This window comes from Micromonospora sp. WMMD1128, from assembly GCF_027497235.1.
Lineage (GTDB): Bacteria > Actinomycetota > Actinomycetes > Mycobacteriales > Micromonosporaceae > Micromonospora.
The window spans coordinates 6,564,394-6,587,722 of the sequence record NZ_CP114902.1 but is presented as its reverse complement, the minus strand read 5'-3'; the positions used below and the strand labels follow the sequence as shown (position 1 = coordinate 6,587,722).

General features: G+C 73.5%; 22 protein-coding genes. 8 read left to right on the top strand and 14 right to left on the bottom strand.

Annotated features, from left to right (window positions below; translation table 11 throughout):
- Window positions 1-3 precede the first annotated feature (3 nt).
- From O7602_RS29970 to O7602_RS29945, 6 genes are all read right to left on the bottom strand, one after another.
- Window positions 4-714 carry a glycosyltransferase family 2 protein gene (locus tag O7602_RS29970; RefSeq protein WP_281585937.1) on the bottom strand — a complete coding sequence of 237 codons (711 nt, stop codon included), beginning with the start codon at window positions 712-714 and terminating at the stop codon, window positions 4-6.
- A gap of 79 nt (window positions 715-793) precedes the next feature.
- Complete coding sequence (locus tag O7602_RS29965) at window positions 794-1,414, bottom strand: hypothetical protein (protein WP_281585936.1); 621 nt, start codon at window positions 1,412-1,414, stop codon at window positions 794-796.
- A gap of 56 nt (window positions 1,415-1,470) precedes the next feature.
- Window positions 1,471-2,919 carry a HAMP domain-containing sensor histidine kinase gene (locus O7602_RS29960; RefSeq protein WP_281585935.1) on the bottom strand — a complete coding sequence of 483 codons (1,449 nt, stop codon included), beginning with the start codon at window positions 2,917-2,919 and terminating at the stop codon, window positions 1,471-1,473.
- The gene (locus O7602_RS29955) at window positions 2,912-3,598 is read right to left on the bottom strand and encodes a response regulator transcription factor (protein ID WP_281585934.1); all 687 of its coding nucleotides are present in this window, start codon (window positions 3,596-3,598) and stop codon (window positions 2,912-2,914) included. Before O7602_RS29955 ends, O7602_RS29960 begins: the two co-directional genes overlap by 8 nt.
- Window positions 3,599-3,667: 69 nt before the next feature.
- Window positions 3,668-4,180 carry a hypothetical protein gene (locus O7602_RS29950; RefSeq protein WP_281585933.1) on the bottom strand — a complete coding sequence of 171 codons (513 nt, stop codon included), beginning with the start codon at window positions 4,178-4,180 and terminating at the stop codon, window positions 3,668-3,670.
- A gap of 90 nt (window positions 4,181-4,270) precedes the next feature.
- Complete coding sequence (locus tag O7602_RS29945) at window positions 4,271-5,443, bottom strand: acetyl-CoA C-acyltransferase (RefSeq protein ID WP_281585932.1); 1,173 nt, start codon at window positions 5,441-5,443, stop codon at window positions 4,271-4,273.
- Window positions 5,444-5,694: 251 nt separating this feature from the next.
- Between O7602_RS29945 and O7602_RS29940 the strand changes: the two genes are divergently transcribed.
- Complete coding sequence (locus O7602_RS29940) at window positions 5,695-6,129, top strand: PH domain-containing protein (protein ID WP_281585931.1); 435 nt, start codon at window positions 5,695-5,697, stop codon at window positions 6,127-6,129.
- Between the two features lie 256 nt (window positions 6,130-6,385).
- On the opposite strand, the gene O7602_RS29935 is transcribed toward O7602_RS29940, so the two are convergent.
- Window positions 6,386-7,327, bottom strand: a complete 942-nt coding sequence (locus tag O7602_RS29935; protein WP_281585930.1) for a rhomboid family intramembrane serine protease — start codon at window positions 7,325-7,327, stop codon at window positions 6,386-6,388.
- Between the two features lie 25 nt (window positions 7,328-7,352).
- Window positions 7,353-7,883 (bottom strand): peptidylprolyl isomerase, encoded by a 531-nt coding sequence (locus O7602_RS29930; protein ID WP_281585929.1) that lies wholly within the window; start codon window positions 7,881-7,883, stop codon window positions 7,353-7,355.
- A gap of 59 nt (window positions 7,884-7,942) precedes the next feature.
- Here O7602_RS29930 and O7602_RS29925 point away from each other — a divergent pair, with 59 nt between their 5' ends.
- Window positions 7,943-8,788 carry a hypothetical protein gene (locus O7602_RS29925; protein ID WP_281585928.1) on the top strand — a complete coding sequence of 282 codons (846 nt, stop codon included), beginning with the start codon at window positions 7,943-7,945 and terminating at the stop codon, window positions 8,786-8,788.
- Between the two features lie 99 nt (window positions 8,789-8,887).
- On the opposite strand, the gene corA is transcribed toward O7602_RS29925, so the two are convergent.
- Window positions 8,888-10,036 (bottom strand): magnesium/cobalt transporter CorA, encoded by a 1,149-nt coding sequence (gene corA, locus O7602_RS29920; protein WP_281585927.1) that lies wholly within the window; start codon window positions 10,034-10,036, stop codon window positions 8,888-8,890.
- Between the two features lie 292 nt (window positions 10,037-10,328).
- A complete protein-coding gene (locus tag O7602_RS29915; protein ID WP_281585926.1) occupies window positions 10,329-11,423 on the bottom strand; it encodes a PLP-dependent aminotransferase family protein in 1,095 nt (364 codons plus the stop codon).
- 195 nt (window positions 11,424-11,618) lie between these two features.
- Between O7602_RS29915 and O7602_RS29910 the strand changes: the two genes are divergently transcribed.
- Both O7602_RS29910 and O7602_RS29905 read left to right on the top strand, forming a co-directional pair.
- A complete protein-coding gene (locus O7602_RS29910; protein ID WP_281585925.1) occupies window positions 11,619-12,497 on the top strand; it encodes a 3'(2'),5'-bisphosphate nucleotidase CysQ in 879 nt (292 codons plus the stop codon).
- A gap of 103 nt (window positions 12,498-12,600) precedes the next feature.
- Window positions 12,601-14,268 carry a hypothetical protein gene (locus O7602_RS29905; protein WP_281585924.1) on the top strand — a complete coding sequence of 556 codons (1,668 nt, stop codon included), beginning with the start codon at window positions 12,601-12,603 and terminating at the stop codon, window positions 14,266-14,268.
- 79 nt (window positions 14,269-14,347) lie between these two features.
- Here O7602_RS29905 and O7602_RS29900 read toward each other — a convergent pair whose 3' ends face one another.
- The 4 genes from O7602_RS29900 to O7602_RS29885 are packed head-to-tail and all read right to left on the bottom strand — an operon-like array spanning window position 14,348 to window position 17,329.
- The gene (locus O7602_RS29900) at window positions 14,348-15,262 is read right to left on the bottom strand and encodes a glycosyltransferase family 2 protein (protein ID WP_281585923.1); all 915 of its coding nucleotides are present in this window, start codon (window positions 15,260-15,262) and stop codon (window positions 14,348-14,350) included.
- Window positions 15,259-16,257 (bottom strand): sulfotransferase, encoded by a 999-nt coding sequence (locus O7602_RS29895; protein ID WP_281585922.1) that lies wholly within the window; start codon window positions 16,255-16,257, stop codon window positions 15,259-15,261. The genes O7602_RS29900 and O7602_RS29895 overlap by 4 nt, the downstream gene beginning before the upstream one ends.
- On the bottom strand, window positions 16,254-16,832 hold the full coding sequence (locus tag O7602_RS29890) for a glycosyltransferase (RefSeq protein ID WP_281585921.1): 579 nt from the start codon (window positions 16,830-16,832) through the stop codon (window positions 16,254-16,256). Before O7602_RS29890 ends, O7602_RS29895 begins: the two co-directional genes overlap by 4 nt.
- A complete protein-coding gene (locus O7602_RS29885) occupies window positions 16,832-17,329 on the bottom strand; it encodes a UDP-N-acetylglucosamine--LPS N-acetylglucosamine transferase (protein ID WP_281585920.1) in 498 nt (165 codons plus the stop codon). The genes O7602_RS29890 and O7602_RS29885 overlap by 1 nt, the downstream gene beginning before the upstream one ends.
- Window positions 17,330-17,807: 478 nt before the next feature.
- Between O7602_RS29885 and O7602_RS29880 the strand changes: the two genes are divergently transcribed.
- The 4 genes from O7602_RS29880 to O7602_RS29865 are packed head-to-tail and all read left to right on the top strand — an operon-like array spanning window position 17,808 to window position 23,312.
- Complete coding sequence (locus tag O7602_RS29880; protein WP_281585919.1) at window positions 17,808-19,619, top strand: Wzz/FepE/Etk N-terminal domain-containing protein; 1,812 nt, start codon at window positions 17,808-17,810, stop codon at window positions 19,617-19,619.
- Window positions 19,616-20,623 carry a DUF3048 domain-containing protein gene (locus O7602_RS29875; RefSeq protein ID WP_281585918.1) on the top strand — a complete coding sequence of 336 codons (1,008 nt, stop codon included), beginning with the start codon at window positions 19,616-19,618 and terminating at the stop codon, window positions 20,621-20,623. Before O7602_RS29880 ends, O7602_RS29875 begins: the two co-directional genes overlap by 4 nt.
- Window positions 20,620-22,107 (top strand): O-antigen ligase family protein, encoded by a 1,488-nt coding sequence (locus O7602_RS29870; protein ID WP_281585917.1) that lies wholly within the window; start codon window positions 20,620-20,622, stop codon window positions 22,105-22,107. The genes O7602_RS29875 and O7602_RS29870 overlap by 4 nt, the downstream gene beginning before the upstream one ends.
- Entirely contained in the window at window positions 22,107-23,312 is a 1,206-nt protein-coding gene (locus O7602_RS29865; protein ID WP_281585916.1) for a hypothetical protein, read from the top strand. Before O7602_RS29870 ends, O7602_RS29865 begins: the two co-directional genes overlap by 1 nt.
- Window positions 23,313-23,329 lie beyond the last annotated feature (17 nt).

Here is a 23,329-nt window from a genome sequence, read left to right as displayed (position 1 = left end):
GGGTCAGCGAACGGCGGCGGGTTTGGCCGGGCGGCGCCGGGCGCGCTCGCGGGCCAGGATCCAGATCGCCTCGACGCCGTCCTTCCAGGTGATCTTCTTGCCCTCCTCGCGACCCCGGGCGCGGTAGCTGATCGGCACCTCGTAGGGGCGGATGCGCTGGCGGAGCAGCTTGCCGGTGACCTCGGCCTCCATGCCGAAGCCCCGCGAGCGCACCTGGAGCGAACGGTAGAGCTCCAACGGCATCAGCTTGAAACAGGTCTCCAGGTCGCCGATGTAGGAGTTGTAGAGCATGTTGGCGGCCAGCGTGACGCCCTTGTTGCCCATCACGTACCAGAAACTGTAGGAGCTGTGGCTGCCGAAGGTGCGATTGCCGTAGACCACGGTGGCGTGCCCGTCGAGCACCGGCTGCAGCAGGCGCGGGATGTCCTGCGGGTCGTATTCGAGGTCGGCGTCGAGGATGACCATGTACTGGCCCTCGGCGCTGTCCACGGCGGTCTTGATGGCCGCGCCCTTGCCGGCGTTGCGCTGGTGGGTGATCACCCGCAGCCGGGCGTCGTCGACCCGGCCGAGCACCTCGCCGGTGCCGTCCCGGCTGCCGTCGTCCACGACGACGAGCTCGATCTCACACGGATAGTCGACCGCCAATGCCTGCTTGAGCGCATCCGCGATACGTTCTTCCTCGTTGTAGACCGGCATGAGGATCGAGAGCTTCACGGGTTCTCCACGGAGGCGATGGCAAGTCGGGGCTTAGCGTAGCCTGGCGGGCTCGTCAGGTCACAGCAGCCCGCCCACCCTACTTCTGCTTGAGTGGCACCACGATGAGCCGGGCGACCCCCTTGTCGCCCTCCTTCGTCCCGGCCACCCCGACCGTCGTGCCGACCTTGACGTCGGTCGACCGAATCGTGGCGCGGCGCTCGACCACCCGCAGCTTCTCGTCGAACGTCCAGGTCATGGTGAAACCGTCGGTGGACTTCACGGTCACCGACGTCGCGTCGATCGCGGTCACCGCGCCGCGCTGCACGGCGACGGTCTTCGTACCCTTCTCCTTGGTCTGCACCACCACCTCGCCGTGCAGCGTGTTCTTCCGCAGCAGCACCCGGGCCCGGCCCCGCTTGCGCCACTCCTGGGCCCGGTCCCCCTTGCGCTTCGGTCCGGCCTCCGGCGTGCCGGAGGCGGACGGCGCGGGCGCCGCGACGGGGTCGACGTCCAGGTCGGCCGGGTCGACGCCGAGCGCGGCCAGCGCCTGTCCGTCCACGCCCATGGCGGCGGCCACCTCGACCGCGCTCTCCCCGGCCGCGCCGACGCCGGACTGCGCCGCGTCGACGCCGGACTGTGCCGCGCCGCAGCCGGCGAGGCCGAGCGCCGCGGCGGCGAGCAGTGCGGTGGCGCCGGTGACGATTCGCTGACGTGCCATCGGTGTTCCTCTCGTCGGTGGTGACGTCAGCATCCCCCGGTGACGCGCGCGCAGCGTCAGGCCGATGTTCGGGCCAGGTAAGGATCCGCGGGCAGCCGGACGGCGAAGGCCGCGCCGCCCTCCGGGGCGTGCCCGGCGGCGATGTCGCCGCCCAACCGGCGCACCAGCCCGGCGGCGAGCGCCAGCCCGAGCCCGCTGCCCACCTTGCGCACCCCCCGGTACCGCTGGTGCAGCGCGCCGCGTTCGAACGCCACCGCCAGGTCGTCGTCGGTGAAGCCGGGCCCGCCGTCGCGGACCTCCAGGACCCCGCCGGCCGCCGGGCCCCCGCCCGCCGGCCGGACCGCGAGCACCACGGGCGACCCCGGGGGTACGACGCGCAGCGCGTTCTCCAACAGCCCGTCCACCACCTGCCGGATCCGCCCCGGATCGGTGTACGCCGGCACCGGCGCGCCGGGCGTCTCCACCCGGAACGGCACCCCGACCGCCGCGCACCTGTCGAACCAGGTGCGTTCGGCGTCGGCGACGACCCGGGTCAGGTCCACCGGACCCGGTTCGAGCGGGAAGTCGGCGGCCTCCAGCCGGGCCAGCGCGAGCAGGTCGCTCACCAGCCGGTCCAGATGCTCGGCCTCGGCGAGCACGGTCCGGCCGGTCGCCGGGACCGCGTCCGCGCCGATGACACCGTCGGCGAGCGCCTCGGCGTAGCCGCGGATCGCGGTCAGCGGGGTCCGCAACTCGTGCGAGACGGAGAGCAGGAACTCCCGCTGCCGCCCCTCGCTCGTGGCGAGCGCGGCGGCCAGCCCGTTGAGCGCGTACGCCAGATCGGCGACCTCGTCGGGCGGCTCGACCGGCACCCGAACCGCCCGGTCACCGGCGCGCAGCCGGGCGGCGGCGTCGGCCGCGACCCGGATCGGCCGGGCCAGCCTGCGGGCGAGCAGCAGCCCGGCGGCGGCCCCGGCGGCGAGGCCGGCCAACAGCGGCAGCCACAGCCCGCGCAGCACCTGCCGCCAGGGGCCGGCGGTGACGGCCCGGGTGAGCACCACCCCGTCGCCGCCGGGCAGCGCCCGCGCCTCGACCAGCCGGCGTTCCCCGTCGACGAGCCGCCGGCCGGAGACGTTCCCGCCGGCGGCCACCCGAGCGACGAGCGGCGCGGGCAGCCCACTCCGGTCGACCTGGCCGCCCCGGAGCAGGTACACCTCGATCTGCTGCTGGCGGAGCTGCCGGATGAGCCGGTCCCCGGCGCCGTCGCGCTGGCGCACCGCCCGGACCCGCAGCACGTCGGCGGCGAGCCGGGCCTGCGCGGCAAGCGCGGCCTGGTCCCGACGTTCCACGCCGCGCACCGCCAGCGGGACCGCGACCAGCGCGGTGACAAGCACCGACACCAGCGCGACCGCGCAGGTGACGAGCACCGCGCGGGCGGTCAGGGTGTGGCCGTACCAGCGGCGGGCCGGCGGCGCGGCGGGGCCGGGCCGGACGATCGGCAACGCCACCGTGTGCTGCTCACGCATCTGCCGCGTACCCGACGCCACGGTGGGTGCGGATCACGCTGACCGGGCCGAGCTTCGCCCGGACCTGCGCCACGTGCACGTCCACGGTCCGGGTGCCGCCGTGCGCCACGTAGCCCCAGACGGCGGCCAGCAGCTCCTCCCGGGTGAAGACCCGGCCGGGACGGGCCATCAGGTGGGCCAGGAGGTCGAACTCGGTGGAGGTGAGCTGCACCGGAACCCCGCCGGCGGTCACCGCCCGGCGGGCCGGGTCGAGCGTCACCGCGCCGAGCACCCGCGGCTGCTCGGGCGGCGTGCCGGCGCTGCGGCGCAGCACGGCCCGCACCCGGGCGACCAGCTCACGCGGGCTGAACGGCTTGGTGACGTAGTCGTCCGCGCCCAACTCCAGGCCGACCACGCGGTCCACCTCGTCGTCGCGCGCGGTGAGGAAGATGACGGGCGTCCAGTCACCCGCCGCGCGCAGCCGCCGGCAGATCTCGGTGCCGGCCAGGCCGGGCAGCGCGATGTCGAGCACGCAGGCCACCGGGCGCAGCCGCCGCGCGGCGGCCAGCCCGGCCGTGCCGTCCCGTTCCAGGTGTACGCCGAAGCCGTCCCGGGTCAGGTAGAGCCGGACCAGGTCGGCGATGGCGGGTTCGTCCTCGACCACGAGGACGAGCCCGCGCTGCGCGTCGGCGGCGGTCACCGGCCCATGATGACCGACCGGCCGCCCACCGGACCGTCAGGGACATGTTCGAATTCGGTAAGGAGAATGTCAGCGGGCCGGCGCCGGGCGGAACACGGCGGGCCGGTTGCCGGCCGGCGCGTCACCGATGGTGGCGACAAGTCGTTCCGCCGGAGTCCGCAGCCGGGTCCGGAAGGCGTGGTTGAGCAGCGCGTCGAGCTGCCACACCGCCCTGGGGTGGTGGGTGCGGATGAGAAACCGCTCGCGTACCCCGTCGATGGCGGTGGCCGCCAACTCCAGGCGGTGCGCCCGCGGGTCCGGACTCCACGTGACGTTGCTGAGTTCCCGCAGCTCGGTGTTGAGGTGCAGGCGCAGCCGGTGCAACACCCGGGTCTGCCGGGTCACCACCAGTCGGCGGTGGGTGAGGAGCATCAGGTATTCGCCGCCGACCGGATGCTCCGGGCGGCTGCACCGGGTGACCAGGATGGTGGCGTCGCCGGAGCCGACGCACCGGCGGAACACCGGCATGTGCCGGGTGGCGGTCTGGAGCGCCAGGCCGGTCTCGGCGGCGGCCGGAAGGAACGTACGCGAGAACACGTCCATACCGGTCCAACGAGCGGTTGACCTGGAGTGATATGGGTCACGCCCGACTTCTGGAACTTCCACCCGGGCCCGCGGGCGTCGGCTCCTCGCTCAGAGCAACTCGACGATCGTGGCGTTGGCCATGCCGCCACCCTCGCACATGGTCTGCAGGCCGTACCGGATGCCGTTGTCCCGCATGTGCTGGAGCATCGTCGTCATGATCCGCGCGCCGGACCCACCGAGCGGATGACCGAGCGCGATCGCCCCGCCACGCGGGTTGAGCCGCTCCGGGTCCGCCTCGGTCTCCGCCAGCCAGGCCAGCGGCACCGGGGCGAACGCCTCGTTCACCTCGTACACCCCGATCTCCTCGATGCCCAGCCCCGCGCGGCGCAGCGCCTTCGCGGTGGCCGGAATCGGGGCGGTGAGCATGGTGACCGGATCGTCGGCGGCGACCACGGCGGTATGCACCCGGGCCAGCGGGCGCAGGCCGTGCCGGCTGGCCCACTCGGCGGTGGTCACCGCGAGCGCGGCGGCGCCGTCGGAGATCTGCGACGCGGACCCGGCGGTCACCACCCCGTCGGCGCGGAACGGGGTGGCCAGCTCGCCGAGCTTCGCCAGCGACGTGTCCCGGCGGATGCCCTCGTCGGCGGCGAACTTGCCGCCGTCGGCGAGCGGCACCGGGACCAGCTCGGGGTCGAACGCGCCGGCGTCCTGCGCGGCGGCCGCCTTCTCGTGGCTGGCCAGCGCGAACTCGTCGAGCTGGGCGCGGGAGAAACGCCACCGCTGCGCGATCAGCTCGGCCCCGACACCCTGGTTGAACGGCAGCGCGGAGTCCTCCGCGACACCCTCCACCCCGCGGTAACGCTCCAGGATCGCGGCGCTGAACGGCATCCCGCCGGCCACGCTGGAACCCATCGGCACCCGCGTCATCGACTCGACACCGCCGGCCACCACCAGGTCGGCCTGCCCGGAGAGGACGGTCGCCGCGGCGAAGTGCAGCGCCTGCTGACTCGACCCGCACTGACGGTCGACCGTGGTGCCGGGAACCGACTCCGGCCAGCCGGCAGCCAGCACCGCGTTGCGGGCCACGTTCCACGACTGTTCGCCGACCTGCGACACGCAGCCCCACACCACGTCGTCGACCTGACCGGGGTCGATGCCGGTGCGCTCGGCCAGCGCGCGTAGCACGTGCGCCGACAGGTCGACCGGATGCACGCCGACGAGGCTGCCCTTGCGCCGCCCGACCGGGGTCCGCACCGCGCCGACGATGACCGCGTCACTCATGTCTACTCCCGGGTAACCTCGCTTGCTCCGATCCTACGTGCTGACCGACCGGTCGTCCTCCCCGCGCACCGGCGGTCACGGCCGGCCTGACCGGCCATCGCCCCGCCGGGCGGCGGTCACGACTGGACCTGGCCGGTCTCCTCCCCGAGCCCCGGCGGTCACGACTGGGCCGGCCAGCCACTCTCCCGCGCCCGTCGCGGCCGGGCCGACCGTTCCCACGCCCCGGCGGTCGCGGCTGGCATGCTGGGTGGATGGATCCACAGCCGTCACCGGCCCGGCAGTGGCGGGTGCCGCGGGCGCTTCCGCTGGTCAAGGCGCTCGGTGCGCTCGCCCTGGCCGCCCTGGGCCTCCTCCTGGCCGACGGCGATCCGGTCCGGCCGGCGCTGGCCGGGGCGGTCGCCGTCGGCCTGCTCGCCTGGGCGCTGCGCGACATCATCGCGCCGGTCCGGCTCGCCGTCGACCCGGACGGGCTCACCGTGATCCGCGGATACGCCGGCCGACGCCGGTTGCCATGGGCCGAGGTGGAGTCGATCCGGCTGGACCGGCGCAGCCGTCGTGGGGTGACCGCCGAGACGCTTGAGATCGACGCGGGCGAGTCGTTGCACCTGTTCGGCCGCCGGGACCTGGACGCGCCGCTGGACGAGGTCGCCGCCGACCTCACCGCCGCCCGCCCCGCCGCGCACTGACCTCCATCGCCCGACTCCCGCCGCGCACTGCTCCCGCCGCGCCGGACCACGCCCCGCCGTTCCGCCCGCCCTTCCGGAAGCCAAGCGGCGATCATGAGGTTGACGGCAGTGTTGATCTCTCTCGCTGCCGCCAACTTCATGATCACCCCCGTGTCCGGCCCTCGGGCCCGCGCCGGCGGTGACCGGGGCGTCGGGATGGCGCCACTTCGGCGAAGTGGTGTCGATCAAGCAACCCGGACCGTCCCGGGCGTGGGGATCAGCCGGTAAGCGCGGCCGTGCGGACCAGGGCCAGGCCGATCAGGGCGACGAGCACGATCGCGCCCCCCGCGGCCTGGAACGCGGTCCGGCGGGACCGTGGGGCGTACGCCAGGACCAGCGCCACCACCGCGCCGACCACCAGCCCGCCGAGGTGCCCGGCCACCGAGATGCTCGGCACGGTGAATGTGAAGATCAGGTTGATCACCAGGATCGGCACGATCGCCGAGGTGTCCCGGCCCATCCGGCGCATGATCACGAAGATCGCGGCGAACAGGCCGAAGATGGCTGTCGACGCGCCGGCCGTGAACCGGTTCGGCTCGGTGAAGACGTAGGCCGCCACGTTGCCGCCGATCCCGGCGAGCAGATAGAGCGCCAGGAAGCGCAGCGGCCCGAGCACCGCCTCAAGCGTCCGGCCGAGCACCCAGAGCGCCCACATGTTCAACAGCAGGTGCAGCACGCCGTAGTGCAGGAACATGGCGGTGACCAGTCGATACCACTGGCCGTCGGCCACGCCGCCGACACTGCCGTCGGGGAAGCGTGCCAAGCCGAGCACCGCGCCCCACTCGGTCAACGGCGTCCCGCCGCCCATCAGGCCGCCGAGGCCGCCGCCGGCGATCGCGTTCCCGCTCCGGGCGGAGATGACGGAGAACACCATCACCAGCACGTTCAGCCCGATCAGGGCCTTGGTGACGTAGCCCTCGCGGCCGGCGGCACCGCCACCGAAGGCGGTGCGCGCCGGCCGCACGCTGCGGCGTCCCTCGGCGACGCACTCCGGGCACTGGTGGCCGACGGAGGCGTCGCGCATGCACTCGGTGCAGATCGGCCGATCGCAGCGGGTGCACCGGAGGTAGGTCTCCCGGTCGGGATGCCGGTAGCAGACCGGGGTGGTCGGCACCGGCCCCTCGGTGGCGTCGCCTGCCGGCCCGGAGCGCTCAGTCATGCGAGCAAAGGTACCCGCGCGACGCTCAGGACTGCTGCCGCTCGATCTCGACCCGCTCGATCACCACGTCCTGGAGCGGCCGGTCGCTCGGGCCGGTCGGGGTGTTCGCAATCGAGTCGACGACCTTCACCGACTGCTCGTCGGCCACCTGACCGAAGATGGTGTGCCTGTTGTTCAGGTGTGGCGTCGGCGACACGGTGATGAAGAACTGCGAGCCGTTCGTGCCCGGCCCGGCGTTCGCCATGGCCAGCAGGTACGGCCGGTCGAAGCGCAGCTCCGGGTGGAACTCGTCGGCGAACTTGTAGCCCGGGCCACCGCGACCGGTGCCGGTCGGGTCGCCCATCTGGACCATGAATCCGCTGATCACGCGGTGCGAGATGGTGCCGTCGAAGTAGGGCCCGCTACCCGGCTGGCCGGTACGGGGGTCGATGTATTCACGGTTGCCCTCGGCCAGTTCCACGAAGTTGCGGACGGTCTTCGGCGCGTGGTTCGGGAAGAGCTCCAGCCGGATCGGGCCGGCGTTGGTGTGCAGGGTGGCGTAGACAGCCTCGGCCACGGGTACTCCTCACTCGTTGGTCAGTTCCTTGCGGATCCTCCCATGTGCCCGATCTGGCCATGCGGAGGCATCCGAAGGTGGAGGATGACGAAGGACAACTCCCAGGAGGTGGGACCGTGTTTCGAATCGGGCGGCGCAAGACCCAGGGCCAGCTCGCCAAGGCCGAGTTGAACCAGGGCATCGATCACCTGAGGCAGGCCGCCTCGTACGCGGCGAAGGGTGCCGGTGCCACGGTCGGCCCGCGGGTCCAGGCAGCCCGGGTCGCCGTCGCACCTACCGCGGTCATGGTCCGGGACCGGGCGTCCAGTGGCGTCGCGTCGAGCGCCGCCGCGCTCGCCCCGGTGCTCGTGGCCGTGCGCCAGGCGCGGACGGAGGCCGCGGGCAAGGCGCTCTCCGGTCGCAAGGCGGCGGCGGCGAAGCAGGCCGCGATGACGAAGAAGGCGAAGAACATGAAGCCCGGAAAGAAGAAGCAGCGCAGGTCGCGGGGCATGACCACCGGCCTGCTGATCGCCGGCGCCGTCGCCGGCCTGGCCGGGGCGATGGCCATGCGTCGCCGCCGCGAGCAGCAGGAGTGGGCCGAGTACGACCCGACCGGCACGCTGGGCGCGACCGGCCAGGGCACGCTGGAGCCGATGCGGGAGGACGTGGACACGATCGTGGTGGAGACCCCGGAGCCGACCGCGAAGGTGACCCAGGCCGGTCCGGCCGGGGCCGGCAGCTCGGCCGTGGCCGACGGCAGCAGCTCGTCGACCACGCCGCCGGCCGGTGACCCGGTGATCCACCCGAACAGCGAGGTCCCCTCGGTCGCCGAGGGCGCCCGGGACGTCACCGGCCGCCCGGCCGACGACGTCACCAAGGCCGCGCAGAACGGCCGGAGCGCCGCGAAGGCCAGCGGTCGCCGCTGAGTCGGCACCGGCCGTCGGAGCAGCGCCGGCACGCGGGTACGCCCCGCGTGACCGGCGCTTCCGCGCCCCCGGCCGGTCGGCTCCCGGCCGGGCTCGCGGTCAGAGCCAGCCGTTGCGGCGGAACCAGCGGTAGAGCACGAACGAGAGGGTCAGGTTCACGGCCCAGATGCCCGGATAGCCGTACGTCCATTTCAGCTCCGGCATGTTGTCGAAGTTCATGCCGTAGATGCCGGCGATCGCGGTCCACACCGCGCCGATCGCGGCCCAGGCGGCGATCTTGCGCATGTCGTTGTTCTGGTCGACGGTGACCTGGGCCAGCCGGGCCTGGAGGATCGAGTTGAGCAGGTCGTCGTAGGAGTTCACCTGCTCGACCGAGCGACTGAGGTGGTCCTGCACGTCCCGGAAGTAGCGCCGCACCTCGTGGGGCACCGCACGGTTGGCCTGGGAGGTGAGGGTGATCAGCGGTCGCTGCAACGGCACCACCGCGCGCTTGAACTCGACCAGTTCCCGCTTCATCTGGTAGATCCGTTGGATCCGGCCGCTGCTCTGCCGGTCGAAGACGTCCGCCTCCAGCACGTCGAGGTCGTCCTCCAGCCGGTCGGCGACCTCCAGGTAGAGGTCGACCACCCGGTCGGTGATCGCGTACGCGACGGCCCACGGCCCGTGCCGCAGCAGGTCCCGCTTCTCCTCCAGGTCGGCGCGGACCGGCGACAGCCGGCAGGCGTCCCCGTGCCGCACGCTGATCACGAAGTTCGGCCCGATGAAGAGCATCACCTGGCCGGTCTCCACCACCTCGGAGTTCTCCGTCAGCTCGGTGTGCTCGCAGTAGCGGGCGGTGCGTACCGCCAGGAAGGCGATCTCGCCGAAGTGTTCCAGCTTGGGGCGTTGCTCGGCCTTGACCGCGTCCTCCACGGCCAGCTCGTGCAGGCCGAACGTGGCGGCGATCTCGGTCATCTCGGCCAGGTCGGGTTCGTGCAGGCCGAGCCAGACGAACCCGTCCCGCTCCCGGCGGGCGGCGGCCAGGGCCTCGGCGTACTGCGGGCGGCCGGGTCGACGTTCGCCGTCGACGTAGAGCCCGCAGTCGACGATCCCGCTGCGGCCGGGGCGGGCCGGCTGCGGTGTGCGGGGGGACCCGTCGGCGTTGAGGATGCGGGACATGGCGCGTACCGGCGCGGCCCAGGCGCGTGGCCTGGGTGGTCGGTCGCCGTTCTGCCCGGCGCTGCGGTCGCGTGCCACCCGGTCCGTCATCTCTCGCCTCCTCCCCACGAAGCTGCGGCTTGCAGGCTACGCCGGTCGGAGTGAGCGCCGGGCGGGCCGGCCGCGTCAGGGGGGTGAGGGGCGACGCGGCCCACCCGGCACCCCTTGGGGGCGGGAGTGATGCTCGGCACGCCGCCGGCCCGGCCGGGCGGCTCGGGCCTTCCGGTGTGCGGGCCGAACACCGGAAAGGTGAGCGACGCTCGCAGCATTGTGGGCCGCAGGCCGGCCGGGCGGGAGACCCGGGCCGGCCCGCAGGGCCTTTCTGTCGGAAACCCGACAGAAATCAGCCTCGGACGGCCGCCATCGCCTCGGCGAGCCGCCGGACACCCTCGTCGATCCGGTCCGCCGTCACCGCGGAGTACGCCAACCGCAGCGCGTGCCGGCCACCGTCGACCATGAAGTCGCTGCCCTTCACCACCGCGACGCCCCGCTCGGCGGCGGCCGGCGCCAGCCGGTCCACCTCGACGTCCGCCGGCAACTCGATCCAGAGGAAGTAGCCGCCGTCCGGCTCGACGAACCGGGCCTCGGGGATGTGCCGGCGCAGCGACTCAGCAAGCACCCCGGCGCGCTCGCCCAACGCCGTGCGGACCGTGTGGATCGACCGCTCGATCGCCCCGGAGACGCAGAACTGGTGCACGATCGACTGCGCCACCATGCCCGGCGAGATGTAGAGGTTGGTGGCGCGCTTGGCGATCGCCGCGATCAGCTCCGCCGGGCCGACCAGGTAGCCGACCCGGACCCCCGGGCAGACCGTCTTGGTGAAGCTGGAGGCGTGTACCACCACACCCCGGCTGTCCATCGACAGCATCGAGGGCAGCGGTTCGCCCCGGAACCGGATGTCCGCGTACGGGTCGTCCTCGAAGATCGTGAACTCGTGTTCCGCGGCCAGGTCCAGCAGCTCACGGCGCTTCTCCAGGGAGAGCGTCACGCCGGCCGGGTTCTGGTAGTTCGGGATCACGTGGGCCAGCCGCGGCCGTACCCCGGACTCCAGCAGCTTGCGCAGCTCGGCGGTGTCCAGGCCGTCCGGCTGGATGGTCACGCCGTGCACCTCGCCGCCCATCTGCTGGAGGTTGAGCAACGTGCGGTCGTACGTCGGGCGCTCGACGACCACCGCGTCGCCGCGCCGGACCAGGTGGTCGAAGAGGAACGCGTCGGCCTGCAGCGAGCCGTTCGTGACGAGCACCTGATCGGCCTCGACGCCGTGCTTCTCGGCGATCCACTTCCGCAGGGGCGGGTAACCGACGGACGTGCCGTACGCGGTGACCCCGGCGGGATCGGCGTCGAAGGCGCGGACGGCGGCGGCCTTGAGCCCTTCGACATCGACGATGTCCAGCGAGGGGGCCCCACGGGCAAAGGAGATCAGCTGCTCGGCGGTCATGCGCAGAGCCTAGGGCCTGGCCCGGCGGCTCCGACCGCGATACACGCGAAGTTCAACATGCGGGCGGTCATCGGCGTAGACCAGGGTCGACGGGGAAACGAAGCCGACTCGCGAGCTGTCTACGATCCGACCGGACGCTGGCGTCGGTGACACCGCCGCCGCAGGATGACGGGTCGGCAGACCCGCGAGACAGGGATGGGGCTCGTGACCGAGGACGAGACGGGACGACTCGACGACCAACGGTTCGCGCAGTGGCTGGCCGCCGAGGCCGGGGTGGCGCTCACCGCGCTACGGGACCGGCAGGGCTTCGCCGACCCGAAAGCGCTCAAGGATGCCGGTGACCGCGCGTCGCACGAGCTGATGACCGCGGCGCTGGCCCGCTGGCGGCCGGCGGACGCGGTCCTCTCCGAGGAGGAGGCCGACGCGCGCCGGGCCTGGGCGGACGGGGAGCGCGCGCCCCGGCACGAGGCGGACCGGGTCTGGATCATCGACCCGCTGGACGGCACCCGCGAGTTCTCCGAGGCCGGGCGGGACGACTGGGCGGTGCACGTGGCGCTCTGGCAGCGCTCCGCCGCGCCGGACGGCGCGCTTGTCGCCGGGGCGGTCGGCATGCCGGCGCGGACCACGGTGGACGGTACGCCGGTGGTCCTCGGCACCACCTGCCCGACGCCGAAGGCGACCGAGGGGCCGATCCGGATCGCGGTGAGCCGCAGCCGGCCCCCGGCGTTCGTGGGCGAGCTGGTCGAGATGCTCGGCGCCCGGGCCGTACCGATGGGTTCGGCCGGGGTCAAGGTCTGCGCGGTGGTGACCGGCGAGGTCGACGCGTACGTCCACGCGGGCGGACAGTACGAGTGGGACAGTGCCGCGCCGGTGGCGGTGGCACTGGGCGCGGGCATGCACGCGTCCCGGATCGACGGGTCGCCGCTGCGCTACAACCGCGCCGACCCGCGCCTGCCCGATCTGCTGGTCTGCCGCCCCGAGTTGGCCGATCGACTGCTCGACGCGATCGCCCGGACCGGGGTCGAGATGCCCGCTTCGGCCGTCACCGGTGACCGGGGTGAGGCGTTCGGCTGAGAGTGACGGTACGTACGGCCGGGGTGATGCGGGTTATCGTCGGACGGGAATGCGCGTCCGACCTGAGCCCGACCACCCGGGCCGCCGACAGCCAGGGAGGGCCATGCCGGCCGACCGAGACCCGCACACTGCCTTCGGGCAGCCGACCGGCCTGTGGCCGGGGCAGGACATTTCGCGCCAGTCGGGCAGCCCCGCGCTGCCCTGGCCCGAGGCCGAGGCTCCGCCAGCGGCCCGCGCCGAGTTCCGCGGTGACCTGCCCTGGCCTGACCGGGAGCTGCCCGACCACAACCACCCGGAGCCGCTCTGGTCGGGCCCCGACCAGGGCTGGCCGGGGCCCGACCGGGGCGGCGCCGACTGGGCGCCGGACGGCCCGGGGTCCGCGGCCGGCTGGGGCCCGCCGGTCGGCCCGGCATCCCACGACGGCACCGCCTGGACCGGACCGACCGACAGCGCCACCTGGGCCGGACCGACCGATCGCACCGGCTGGACCGGCCCCACCGACGGCGCCACCTGGGCCGGACCTGCTGACAGCACCGGCTGGACCGGACCGGCCGACAGCGCCGCCTGGGGCCAGGGAGCGACGGCGACCGCCACGCTCACCGGGCCGCCGCTGGCGGACGCTCCGGCCGAGCCGCGGTCGGCGGGTGGTGGCCCCGGCCGACCGCCGCACCCGCCGGTCACCCCGGGTCCGCCGCCCGGTGGCTCCCGGCCGCGTTGGCGAATGATGGTCGCGGCGGCCGTGACGCTGGCCGTGGCGAGCGGCGGGGTCGCGGTGGCCGCGCTGCGGCCCGATGCGACGAACCCGCAGGCCGGCGAGGTGCCGGCCGCGGGTCAGCCGAAGCCGTCAGCCGGCCTCGGCGCCCCGGCCAAGCCCGGGTCCGCACCCCCGAGCGCCGCACAGGGCCTCGGCGGCAAGCCCGACGCGAAGGCGTCGGCGTCCGCCGCCCCGGGCGTCGGCAGGGGCTTCGGCGGTACGCGGCTGACGCTGCCCGGCGCGTCGATCGGCGTGCAGAACGGGGAGAGCTTCGGGCAGGCGCTCAGCCGTTCCGACCGGACCTTCGGCAAGCTCCAGATGGCCCGGATCTTCTACCCCGGCCTGCCGCCGGCCTGGTCGGGCAGCCGCTCCGACGTGGTGGACCGCACCGTGGTGGTGTCGTTCAAGGCCGCACCCCAGGAGATCAACTCCGGCAAGCACGACTCCCGCCTGGCCTCCTGGTTCGCCTCGATCCCGCGCGACCACAACGTGTACTGGTCCTACTTCCACGAGCCGGAGGACGACGTCGAGCGCGGCGCGTTCACGCCGGACGCGTACCGCACGGCGTGGAAGCGGGTCGCCGGTCTCGCCGCCCGGGCGAACAACCCGAAGCTGATCAACACGCTGATCCTGATGTGTTGGACGCTCGACCCGAAGTCCAAGCGCAGCTTCGACTCGTACTACCCCGGTGGCGACGTGATCGAGACGCTCGGTTGGGACTGCTACAACTGGGGCAAGAAGTGGAATCGGTACGCCCCGCCGCAGGAGATCTACGGCGCGATGATCAGCAAGTCCAAGGCGCTTGGCAAGCCGTGGGGTGTCGCGGAGACCGGCAGCGACCTGGTGCCCGGTGACTCGGGCACCGGGCGGGCCACCTGGATCCGCTCCATGACCGGCTATCTCAACGGCCAGCGGCCGGAGTTCGTGGCGTACTACAACCAGACCGTCAGTCAGGGTGACTTCCGGCTGCTCGACCAACCGAGCATCCAGGCGTGGAAGGCGTTCTGCGTGGCCTGAGCCGGGCCGACGAAACCGCACGACGGGCGGGCGACCTCGGTCGCCCGCCCGTCGTCGTCACCGCTCGGACAGCCGGCGCTCAGATGCCCCGGCCGCGCTTGTGCAGCGTGCGCAGCACCCGGTCGGCCTGCACCGCCCGACTCGCCACGGCCAGCGCCAGGTAGGCGCGTGGCTCCTTCGGATTGCGCGCCAGCGTGCGCCGGGCCCAGCGGACCGCGTCCCGCCGGTTGCCCATGGCCGCCTGCGCGAAGGCGATCTGGCCGGCCACCCGCGCCTCGCCGTGCGGGACGGTGGCGAACTCGGGATAGCGGCGCAGCAGCCACTGCAACGCCGTCGAGATCGTCTCCCAGCGCTGCGCGAAGTAGGACCGCTTGTGCCAGCGGACCAGCACGTACGGACTCTCCACGTTGACCAGCGGGGCGTACCGGGCGGCCCGGAGCAGGAACTCGTAGTCCTCCGCGTAGCTGCCCGGGATCTGCTCGTCGACCAGGCCGATCGCGTCGACGAGCGCGGCCCGGCGGATCAGGAAGGTGGACGGGTGCAGCTCGGTGAGCCGATCCCGCAGCAGCGCCTCCAGCGTGATCCGGGCCCGGTCCAACGAGCGGTCCACCGTGCGGTCGTCGTAGCTGACCCGGATGCCACAGCTCACCAGCGCGCCGTCCGGGTGGGCGTCGAGCGCGCCGAACTGGGCGGCCAGCTTGCCCGGCAGCCACTCGTCGTCGTCGTCGCAGAACGCCACCCAGTCGCCGGTGGCCGCCTCGATGCCGGTGTTGCGCGCCCCCGCCAGGCCGGCGGTGTGGGTGTTGGTGATGACCCGGATCCGCCGGTCGCCCCGATCCGTCTCCAACGACCGGTCCGGCTCGGACTGGTCGTAGACCACGATCGCCTCGATCAGGCCGGGGTGCGCCTGGCTGAGGATGGCGTCAAGCGCCGCACGCAGCAGCTCCGGACGGTCCCGCGTCGGTACGACCACCGAGATGCTCGGCCCACTCATGATCTCTCCACGGAATCGTCGGAACCCCGCTGGCCCAGGTAGCCGTAGCGGACTCGGAGGGGCAGCGTGGCCAGGCTGACCACGGCCCGGCTGCGGCGCGGCAGGCGGTCCCGCCACGCCTCGTCCCGCCGTACCGTCAGCGGACCGCCGCTGAACCGCAGCGGGTTGCCCGCGACGCTGTGCGCCCGGAACGGTGCGGCCGGCTCGGCGGCGGTGTCCACCGGGCCGCCGGCCAGGATGCGCAGCGCCGCCGGGTCGTCCGGCAGGCCGGTGAACTCGCGCAGCCGGCGTACGGTGCCGGCCGGGTCGGCGGTGAAGTCCTCGTAGCGCAGCCGCAGCACCTTCGCGCGCGCGGCGAGCAGGTGGAACGCGGCGTTCTGCGCGGTCCACAGCTTGCTCACCTCGAACGGGGAGAAGGTCGGCATGAAGTCCTCGCCGTCCACCACCTCGGGCCGGCGCACCTGCTTGCCCCAGGAGTACGCGACCGCCCGGCTGTCCCGGACCAGGTGCAGCACCCGCAGGTCGAGCCCGTCGGCCCAGCTCAGCGCGAACGCGAGCGAGGCGTGCTTGCTGGAGTCGACCACCACCCGCGCCCCGGTCACCGCGAGCGCGGCGCGGTAGATCCGGGTGTAGAGGTCGCCGTAGCGGCGGACGTCGGCGAGTTGCTCCGGGGCGAGCGTGTTCTTCGCCAGCCGGGGGATGTGCCGGGTCCGGTCGACCCGGTCCTTGAGCGCCAGCACGTCGTCCCGGTCGACCGCGGACCAGCCGCCGAAGGCCTGCTCGCCGACCTCGTGCCAGAACGGGCAGGCGGTGAACCGTTCGCCGCAGCCGCACCGCTCGTCGGCGCCGAGCGCCCGTTCCCAGAGGTGCACCACCTCACCGACCGCGCACACGTCGGGGCTCTGTGCGAGCAGCAGCTCCAGCAGGGTGGACCCGCTGCGGCCGAGACCGCCGACGAACAGGACGCGCGGTTGCTCCGGCGCGGGGGCGCTCATCCGCGCCGCCCGCCGGCCCGCTGGCGGACCCGGCGGGCCACCAGGTCGTCGATCACGGCGCCGACCCGGGCGACCGCCTCGGCCCGCGGGTCGGGGCGTCCCGGGTCGGCGGCCAGGACGAACCGGCCCGGATCGGCCAGCCCTTCGTCGAGGGCGGCGAGCAGCTCGGTCTCCGACTCGCAGAGCCGGACCATGCCGGCCGCGCCCAGCCGCCGGGAGAACAGTTGCTGGTGGTTGTCGACGTGCTCGTCGTGGGCCGGGTCGCGGGGCACCACGATGGGCAGGTGGCCGGTGCGCCGGGCCTCGGTGATGGTGGCCGGGCCGCCGTGGCTGACCACGAGCGTGGACTCGGCCATCGCGCGTTGCAGCTCCTCGTGACCGAGGAAGGGGGTCGCCTCGGGCAGGGCCGGCGTGCGGCTGTGCCCGTACTGGAGGACCAGCCGGACCTCGGGCCGGGCGGCGTGCCAGCGCTCCAGCCAGCCCACCAGGCGGTCGAAGCGGTGCACGTCGGTGCCGACCACGACAAGCACGTAGGGCGCGGACCGTCGGTCCCGCTGCTGCGGAATGTGCGCCATCAGAGGAGGTTCCCCACGACGGTCGCCTCCGGGTACATCCGGCGCTGCTCCTCCCACTGCACGAGCATCGCGCTGAGGAAGGGCCGGCAGAGCCGGGCGGTGAGCGTCGCGCTGTCGATCCGGTCGTACACCTCGATGTAGATCGTCGGGATCCGGCGCAGCCGGGCCGCCACCACGAACGGCAGGGCGACTCCGGCCCCGGTGGTGACCACCGCGTCCACCCGGCGGCGGCGGATCACCTGCAGCGCGAGGAACGCGTTGCGGACCAGGTTCTTGACGTTGCGGGTGGTGGGGTGGTGGGCCCAGACCACCTCCTCGCCGTCGAGCAGCGACCGGGCGTCCGGCGTGTCGAACGTGACCCACGCCCGGCGCCGGTCCCGGTACCAGGGCTCCAGGGCCAGGAGCTGGGCCAGATGCCCGCCACTGGATCCGACCAGCAGGACCTGTCCCGAGCCTTCGGTTGACCCGCTCACCACAACGTTTCCTCCCGTACGCATGCGACCGCGTCCGGATTTACGTGAATGCCCCTCGGACGCGCCATGACAACCTACTGGCGCGCCCATGGACAACTGAAGGGCCTGTTGGACGGATCCCGGCCACCGGTCGGGTCGCCGCGGGAATCCCGTCGCCGGGATCCGCTCGGCGGTGCGACTCGGCAGGTCAGCACGGGTGGCACCGCCGGGCCGGGCCGGGCCGACCGCGCCGCGACGGATGTGTCAGGATTCCGTCACCGCTCCGCACGCGAGCCGGCGGCGACGTCGACTACCGGGGGCAGGTCGGGCCCACCGCCGGGTACCCGCCCGAATGGCCAGCTCCGATCGGCCATCTCTACGCGGGCTGCCCACACCCGGGCAGGCTTACCGGAACGTGAGCAGACTTTCCCTCAACGTTCGGATCGGGGACACTCGAAGTCACGGTCAGTTCCAGCTGTGCCGTGGACTGCCCGGCTCGGTCGAAAGGGAGCGACAGACTCTGATGCCCTCACCCCATTTGGCCGAGAGCGACGCCGACGGTCTTGCCCTGATGGCCTACCTGGGCTGGTTGCGCCGCCGCTGGTGGATCCTGCTGCTCGCCGCCTTCCTCGGCCTGGCCGGCGGCCTGGCGGTGAGCCAGCTCCAGGAGGCGCGCTACACCTCGACCACGTCGCTGCTGGTGCGCCCGCTCGGTTCCGGAGCGGAAAGCAACCCGAACGCCAAGGTCAACCTCGACACCGAGGCGCAGGTGGTCCGTTCGCTCGTGGTGGCCGAGCGGGCCAAGGGCCTGATGAAGGTCGACACCGGCGGCGACGTGCTGGTCAAGTCGGTGACCGTCAGCGTGCCGCCGAACAGCCAGATCCTCCAGGTGGCGTACGAGGCGGGCAGCCCGGCCCAGGCGCAGGCGGGCTCGCACGCCTTCGCCCAGGCCTACCTCGACCTGCGCAAGGCCACCGCGCAGAAGACGCTGGAGAACGAGACGAACGCGCTCAAGCAGCAGATCGCCGACGTGCAGAAGCAGCTCAGCGCCGTCGCCGGGCGGATCGCCGCGTCCCCGTCCAACTCGCCGGAGCGGGAGCGCGCCGAGGCCGACCGCAACGTGTTGACCAATCAGCTCAGCGGGCTCAACAACCGGCTCAGCCCGCTGGTCTCCACCGCCTCCGACCCCGGCGAGATCATCTCCGACGCCCGGCTGCCCGAGCGGCCCAGCTCGCCGAACCGCACCCTGAACCTGGCCAGCGGCATGGGAGCCGGCCTGCTGCTCGGCATCGTGCTGGCGCTGGTGCTCGACCGGCTCGACACCCGGATCCGGCGCGGGCGCGACATCTCCGACCGGGTCGGCCTGCCGTTGCTGCTCGAGCTGACGTCCCGGGTGCCGTCGCTCTCCGTGCTCCCCGCCACCCACCGGGTCTCCCGCGAGCTGGGCCGCCTGCGCAACGTGCTGCTCTCCGCCGTCCCCGAGCCGGCCCAGGCCGGGCGCGGTCGCCAGCTCCTGCTCTGCGACGGCTCGGCCGGCGCCGCCGCCGGGTTCGTGGCGGCCAACCTGGCCGCCGCGTACGCCCGCACCGGCGCGCAGGTCGCGCTGGTCACCACCAAGCCGGACTCGGCGTTGAGCGGCATCACCGGGGTGGCCGAGGGGCGACACAGCCTCGCCTCGGTGCTCCGCCGGGACGTGCCGGCGCTCAAGGCGCTGGCCCCGGTGCCGGGGCTCGGCCAGCTCCGGGTGCTCGTCCCGGGCGAACTGGACGCGGAGGTCGAGCTGCCCGTCGCCGGCCTGTTGGAGATCCTGCACGAGCTGACCGCGCGCTTCGACCACGTGCTGATCGAGACGGCGCAGCCGACCTACGCCGTGGAGGCCCAGGCCCTGGGTCGATACGTCGACGCGGTGATCATGGTGGCCGAGGCCGGCAAGACCCGCAGTGGTGAGATCACCGCGGCACTCCAGCAGTTCGAGCAGGTGAACGCGCCGGTGATCGGCGCCGTGCTGGCGCCGCGCCTGCCCGCGCCGCCCGGCGGCGCCACCCGCCCGGCGGCGTCGGCCGCGTCGGCCGGTGGGACCGCTCCGGCGAACCCGGCCGACCGGGGCAAGTCCCGCCCGAGTCCCGGCCCGTCCGCCGAGTCGACCATGGTGCTGCCGCGCATGCAGTCGTCCCGCTCCGGTCCGGCCGCCGGGTCGGCGAAGCCGGCCTCCCCCGCCAAGGGTGGCGCTCCGGGCAAGCCGACGCCGGTCAACGGCGCCGGTGGCACCTACCGTTCCCGGGGCGAGGGCGACGGCCGCAGCTACGCCATCGACTCCGGCGAGGACCTGGGGTGAACCGCCGGCAGATGCTCCGCGCCACCCTCGCGCCGGCCGTCGTCCTCGGTGTCGGCGCGGGGTGCAGCGAGCCGCAGCCCAAGCCGGGCAGCGCCAACGTGGTGGACCCGGGCGACGTGACCACGTCGTCGGCCGCGCCGAGCCCGACGTCGAGCCTGCCGGCGGGCCCGTTGACCGGGGCGCCGGTCGGCACGGCGGCGGCGGCGACCCGCCAGGCGGTCGCGGTGCCGCTGCGGGTGAGCCCCGCCACCACCCCCGCCGGCCTGGACGCCGCCGACCTGGTCTACACCGAGTTCGCCGAGTCGGACACGCTGCACCTGACCGCGGTGTTCCACTCCAGGGACGCTGCCAAGATCGGGCCGGTCACCGAGATTCGGCCGGTCGACATCCGGTCGGTCTCGGTGCTGCGCCCGTTCGTCGGCTACGACGGTGGCCCGACCGGCTTCCTCAGCCAGTTCGAGAACTCCGACCTCGACGGCGTGACCCCGGACGACGGGGGCAAGGTCTTCAGCGGCGACTACACCTCCACGGCCGCGCTGCTCAAGGCCGCCCCGAAGGGCGGTCAGCCGCCCACGCCGGCCCTGGACCACGCCACGAACGGCGACGCGCTCGCCGCCCGGGACCTCGCCCCCGCCGCCGAACTGTCCGTCACCGTCTCCGGCGGCCCGCCGATGACCTGGCGGTACGACAAGCAGAAGTCGCTCTGGGTGACCAAGGTCGGCAAGACGACGGTGACGGCGGTCTCGGTGATCGTGCTGACCATGGAATACCGCACGCTCGAGGTGCGGAAGCCGTCGTTCCGCTCGCTGCCGTCGGCGAACGTCTTCGGTGAGGGCGCGGTGGTGGCGGTGTCCGGTCCGAACAGCGCCAAGGGCCGGTGGCGCAAGCCCGGCCTGGGGATGGTCTGCACGCTCGCGGACGTCGGCGGTGACCTGCTGCACCCGCAGCCCGGCAACGCCTGGGTGATCTACGCGCCGACCACCGCCAAGGTCACCGTGAAATGAGCACCGTCACCCCACCCCGCCCGGCGCGGGGGTCGGTGCCGCTCGGCGCGGTGGCGCCGCCCGAGGGGAGCCGCCTCCCGCCGGTCCGGCTCCGGCCGAAGGGTTGGTCGTGGCGGCTGCCGACCGCGTGGCCGCTGATCTCCCTCTTCCTGCTCTGGCCGGTGTGGTGGGCGCTCGGGGTGTCCAGCTTCGTCTTCATCATCTTCGCGGTGCCGATGGTGGTGCAGATGGCCCGGCGAGGTCCGGTCCGGGTGCCGCCCGGCTTCGGCATCTGGCTGATCCTGCTGCTCTGGCTGTTCCTGTCCGCGTCGACGCTCGGGCTCACCGCCCCGGACACGCTGCCGCCCGGTGGTGGCGGCGGCCGTTACCTCGGCTGGGGCATCCGACTGGCGAACTTCGTCGCCATGACCGTGGCGATGCTCTACGTCTACAACCTCAGCGAGCGGGAGCTGTCCCGGCGCCGGATGATCCGGCTCTTCGGGTTCATGGGCGTGGTGGTGGTGGTCGGCGGCTGGATCGGCTCGCTGTTTCCGACCCTCGGCTTCGTCGCGCCGCTGCGTTTCGTCCTGCCGCACTCGATCGCCACCCACCCGTTCGTCGCCTCGCTGATGGACGTCAAGTTTGCCCAGGTCCAGCAGGTGATCGAGGGCGAGGCCAGCTCGCCCCGACCGTCCGCGCCGTTCACCTACACGAACTCGTGGGGGGAGAACACCGCGATCCTGCTGGTCTGGCTGGTCGCCGGCTGGGTGGTGCTGGGAAAGCCGCTGCGCCGCACGGCCGGGGTGGCGATCGCCCTGGCCGCGATCTTCCCGATCATCTACTCGCTCAACCGTGGGCTCTGGATCGGCGTCGGCATCGCCGCGGCGTACGTGGCGCTGCGGCTCGCGCTGCGCGGCCGGATGGTGGTGCTCGGCGGGCTCGCCCTGGCGGTGGGGCTGATCGGCGTGCTGATCGTCGCCACCCCGCTCGGCCGCACCTTCGACGAACGGCTCCAGAACGGGCACAGCGACGACATCCGCACCACCCTGTCCGAGGGCGCGATGAAAGCGGCCAACCACTCGCCGATCCTCGGCTACGGCGGCAACCGGGCGCTGATCGGCAGCAACCGCTCGATCGCCATCGGCAAGTCCGACGACTGCAAGCAGTGCGGCAATCGGGAGCTGGGCAGCAACGGCCAGCTCTGGGCGCTGCTCGTCGGTCAGGGCTGGGTCGGCGCGCTCGCCTACAACGGCTTCTTCCTCTACAGCCTCTGGCGATACCGGCGCGACCACAGCGCGATCGGGATCGCCGGTACGCTCGTGATCATTTTGATGCTCTTCTTCCAGTTCACCTACGGGGCACTGGAAGCCACCCTCGCCTACGCCCTGATCTCGGTAGCCCTGCTGGCCCGCAACGACCGGCAGCGCCGGGCGCTCGCACCGGAGCCACCTCGGGGCACGATCGCCGGGCTACGGGCCCGACTGGAAGCTGCCGGTGACCGCTGATGGTGTTCCTCGTACCCCCGGACGGCGACGGCCGTTCCGCCTACCTCGGTGAGCTGGCCGGCCTGATCTGGCCGGAACCGGCCGAACCGGCCCTGCGCCGCGGCGGCGACGGCTGGGTCGTGGTGCCGTCGGCCGCCCGGCCGCGGCTGCTGGTGCCCACCGGCTCGGGCCGGGCCGCGGCCGGCGCCGTGCGGCACTCCACCGAAGCGGTCGGCCGCAAGGCCAAGCTGGTCCGGCAAGGGCTGGCCACCGCGTTCCGGTTCGGGCTCGGGCCGTTGGTGTTCCGCGACCGGCTGGTCGTCGACGGCGGCGGGCTGGACGCCTACCTGACCGAGGTGCTCGGCGAACCGGCGCTTGTCAGCCTGCACATCGGGCCGGCGCGGGCCAACCGCAAGCCGGTGCTGCAACTGCTCGCGCCGGACGGCCGGGCCCTCGGCTACGCGAAGCTCGGCGTCGACCCGCTGACCCGTGCCCTGGTGCACGCGGAAGCCGCCGCGTTGCGCCGCCTCGCCGGCGTGCCGCTCGGCCCGGTCGTGCTGGCCGGGGTACGCCACCACGGCGAGTGGCACGGGCACGCGCTGTTGGTGCAGGAGGCGCTGCCGGTGCGGCTGCCCCGGGCCGCGCCGGCCACCGCGGCCGAGGCCGAGCGGGCCGCCATGGTGGCGGTGGCCGGCTGCCTCGGCGTACGCCGGGAGTCGTGGGCGGCCAGCGGGCACGCGGCGCGGCTCGGCGCGGCGGTGGACGCGCTCGGTGACCGGCCGGAGGCCGGGCGGCTGCGCGCGGTGCTGGCCTCGGTCGCCGAGGCCGACCCGGTGGTGGCCTTCGGCGCCTGGCACGGGGACTGGAACGGCGGCAACAGCGCGGTGCTTGCCGACGGCCGGGTGCTGGTGTGGGACTGGGAGCGGTTCGAGTCGGACGTGCCGGCCGGCTACGACGCGCTGCACCTGGCGGTGCAGGGCGCGATGAGCCACGACGGGGTGGAGCCGGTCGAGGCGGCCCGGGCGCTGATCGCCGGCGCCGACCGGACGCTCGCGCCGTTCGATGCCGCCGGCGGGAGCGCCGACCTGGTCGCCGTGCTCTACCTGGTGGAGCTGGCGGCGCGTTATCTGCGGGACCGGCAGGCGGAGGCGGGTGCGCGACTGGGGCATGTCGACACCTGGCTGCTGCCCGCCGTGGAGGAGCACCTGGCCCGCCGGGCCGGGTGAGAGTGAGGGGTGGGGAC

Excerpts from the sequence above, each read along its gene's own strand:
- O7602_RS29965 (WP_281585936.1), bottom strand. The coding sequence starts at position 1,414 with ATGGCACGTCAGCGAATCGTCACCGGCGCCACCGCACTGCTCGCCGCC.
- O7602_RS29960 (WP_281585935.1), bottom strand. The coding sequence starts at position 2,919 with ATGCGTGAGCAGCACACGGTGGCGTTGCCGATCGTCCGGCCCGGCCCC.
- O7602_RS29950 (WP_281585933.1), bottom strand. The coding sequence starts at position 4,180 with ATGGACGTGTTCTCGCGTACGTTCCTTCCGGCCGCCGCCGAGACCGGC.
- O7602_RS29945 (WP_281585932.1), bottom strand. The coding sequence starts at position 5,443 with ATGAGTGACGCGGTCATCGTCGGCGCGGTGCGGACCCCGGTCGGGCGG.
- O7602_RS29940 (WP_281585931.1), top strand. The coding sequence starts at position 5,695 with ATGGATCCACAGCCGTCACCGGCCCGGCAGTGGCGGGTGCCGCGGGCG.
- O7602_RS29935 (WP_281585930.1), bottom strand. The coding sequence starts at position 7,327 with ATGACTGAGCGCTCCGGGCCGGCAGGCGACGCCACCGAGGGGCCGGTG.
- O7602_RS29925 (WP_281585928.1), top strand. The coding sequence starts at position 7,943 with ATGCGGAGGCATCCGAAGGTGGAGGATGACGAAGGACAACTCCCAGGA.
- corA (WP_281585927.1), bottom strand. The coding sequence starts at position 10,036 with ATGACGGACCGGGTGGCACGCGACCGCAGCGCCGGGCAGAACGGCGAC.
- O7602_RS29915 (WP_281585926.1), bottom strand. The coding sequence starts at position 11,423 with ATGACCGCCGAGCAGCTGATCTCCTTTGCCCGTGGGGCCCCCTCGCTG.
- O7602_RS29910 (WP_281585925.1), top strand. The coding sequence starts at position 11,619 with ATGGGGCTCGTGACCGAGGACGAGACGGGACGACTCGACGACCAACGG.
- O7602_RS29905 (WP_281585924.1), top strand. The coding sequence starts at position 12,601 with ATGCCGGCCGACCGAGACCCGCACACTGCCTTCGGGCAGCCGACCGGC.
- O7602_RS29900 (WP_281585923.1), bottom strand. The coding sequence starts at position 15,262 with ATGAGTGGGCCGAGCATCTCGGTGGTCGTACCGACGCGGGACCGTCCG.
- O7602_RS29895 (WP_281585922.1), bottom strand. The coding sequence starts at position 16,257 with ATGAGCGCCCCCGCGCCGGAGCAACCGCGCGTCCTGTTCGTCGGCGGT.
- O7602_RS29890 (WP_281585921.1), bottom strand. The coding sequence starts at position 16,832 with ATGGCGCACATTCCGCAGCAGCGGGACCGACGGTCCGCGCCCTACGTG.
- O7602_RS29885 (WP_281585920.1), bottom strand. The coding sequence starts at position 17,329 with ATGCGTACGGGAGGAAACGTTGTGGTGAGCGGGTCAACCGAAGGCTCG.
- O7602_RS29880 (WP_281585919.1), top strand. The coding sequence starts at position 17,808 with ATGCCCTCACCCCATTTGGCCGAGAGCGACGCCGACGGTCTTGCCCTG.
- O7602_RS29870 (WP_281585917.1), top strand. The coding sequence starts at position 20,620 with ATGAGCACCGTCACCCCACCCCGCCCGGCGCGGGGGTCGGTGCCGCTC.
- O7602_RS29865 (WP_281585916.1), top strand. The coding sequence starts at position 22,107 with ATGGTGTTCCTCGTACCCCCGGACGGCGACGGCCGTTCCGCCTACCTC.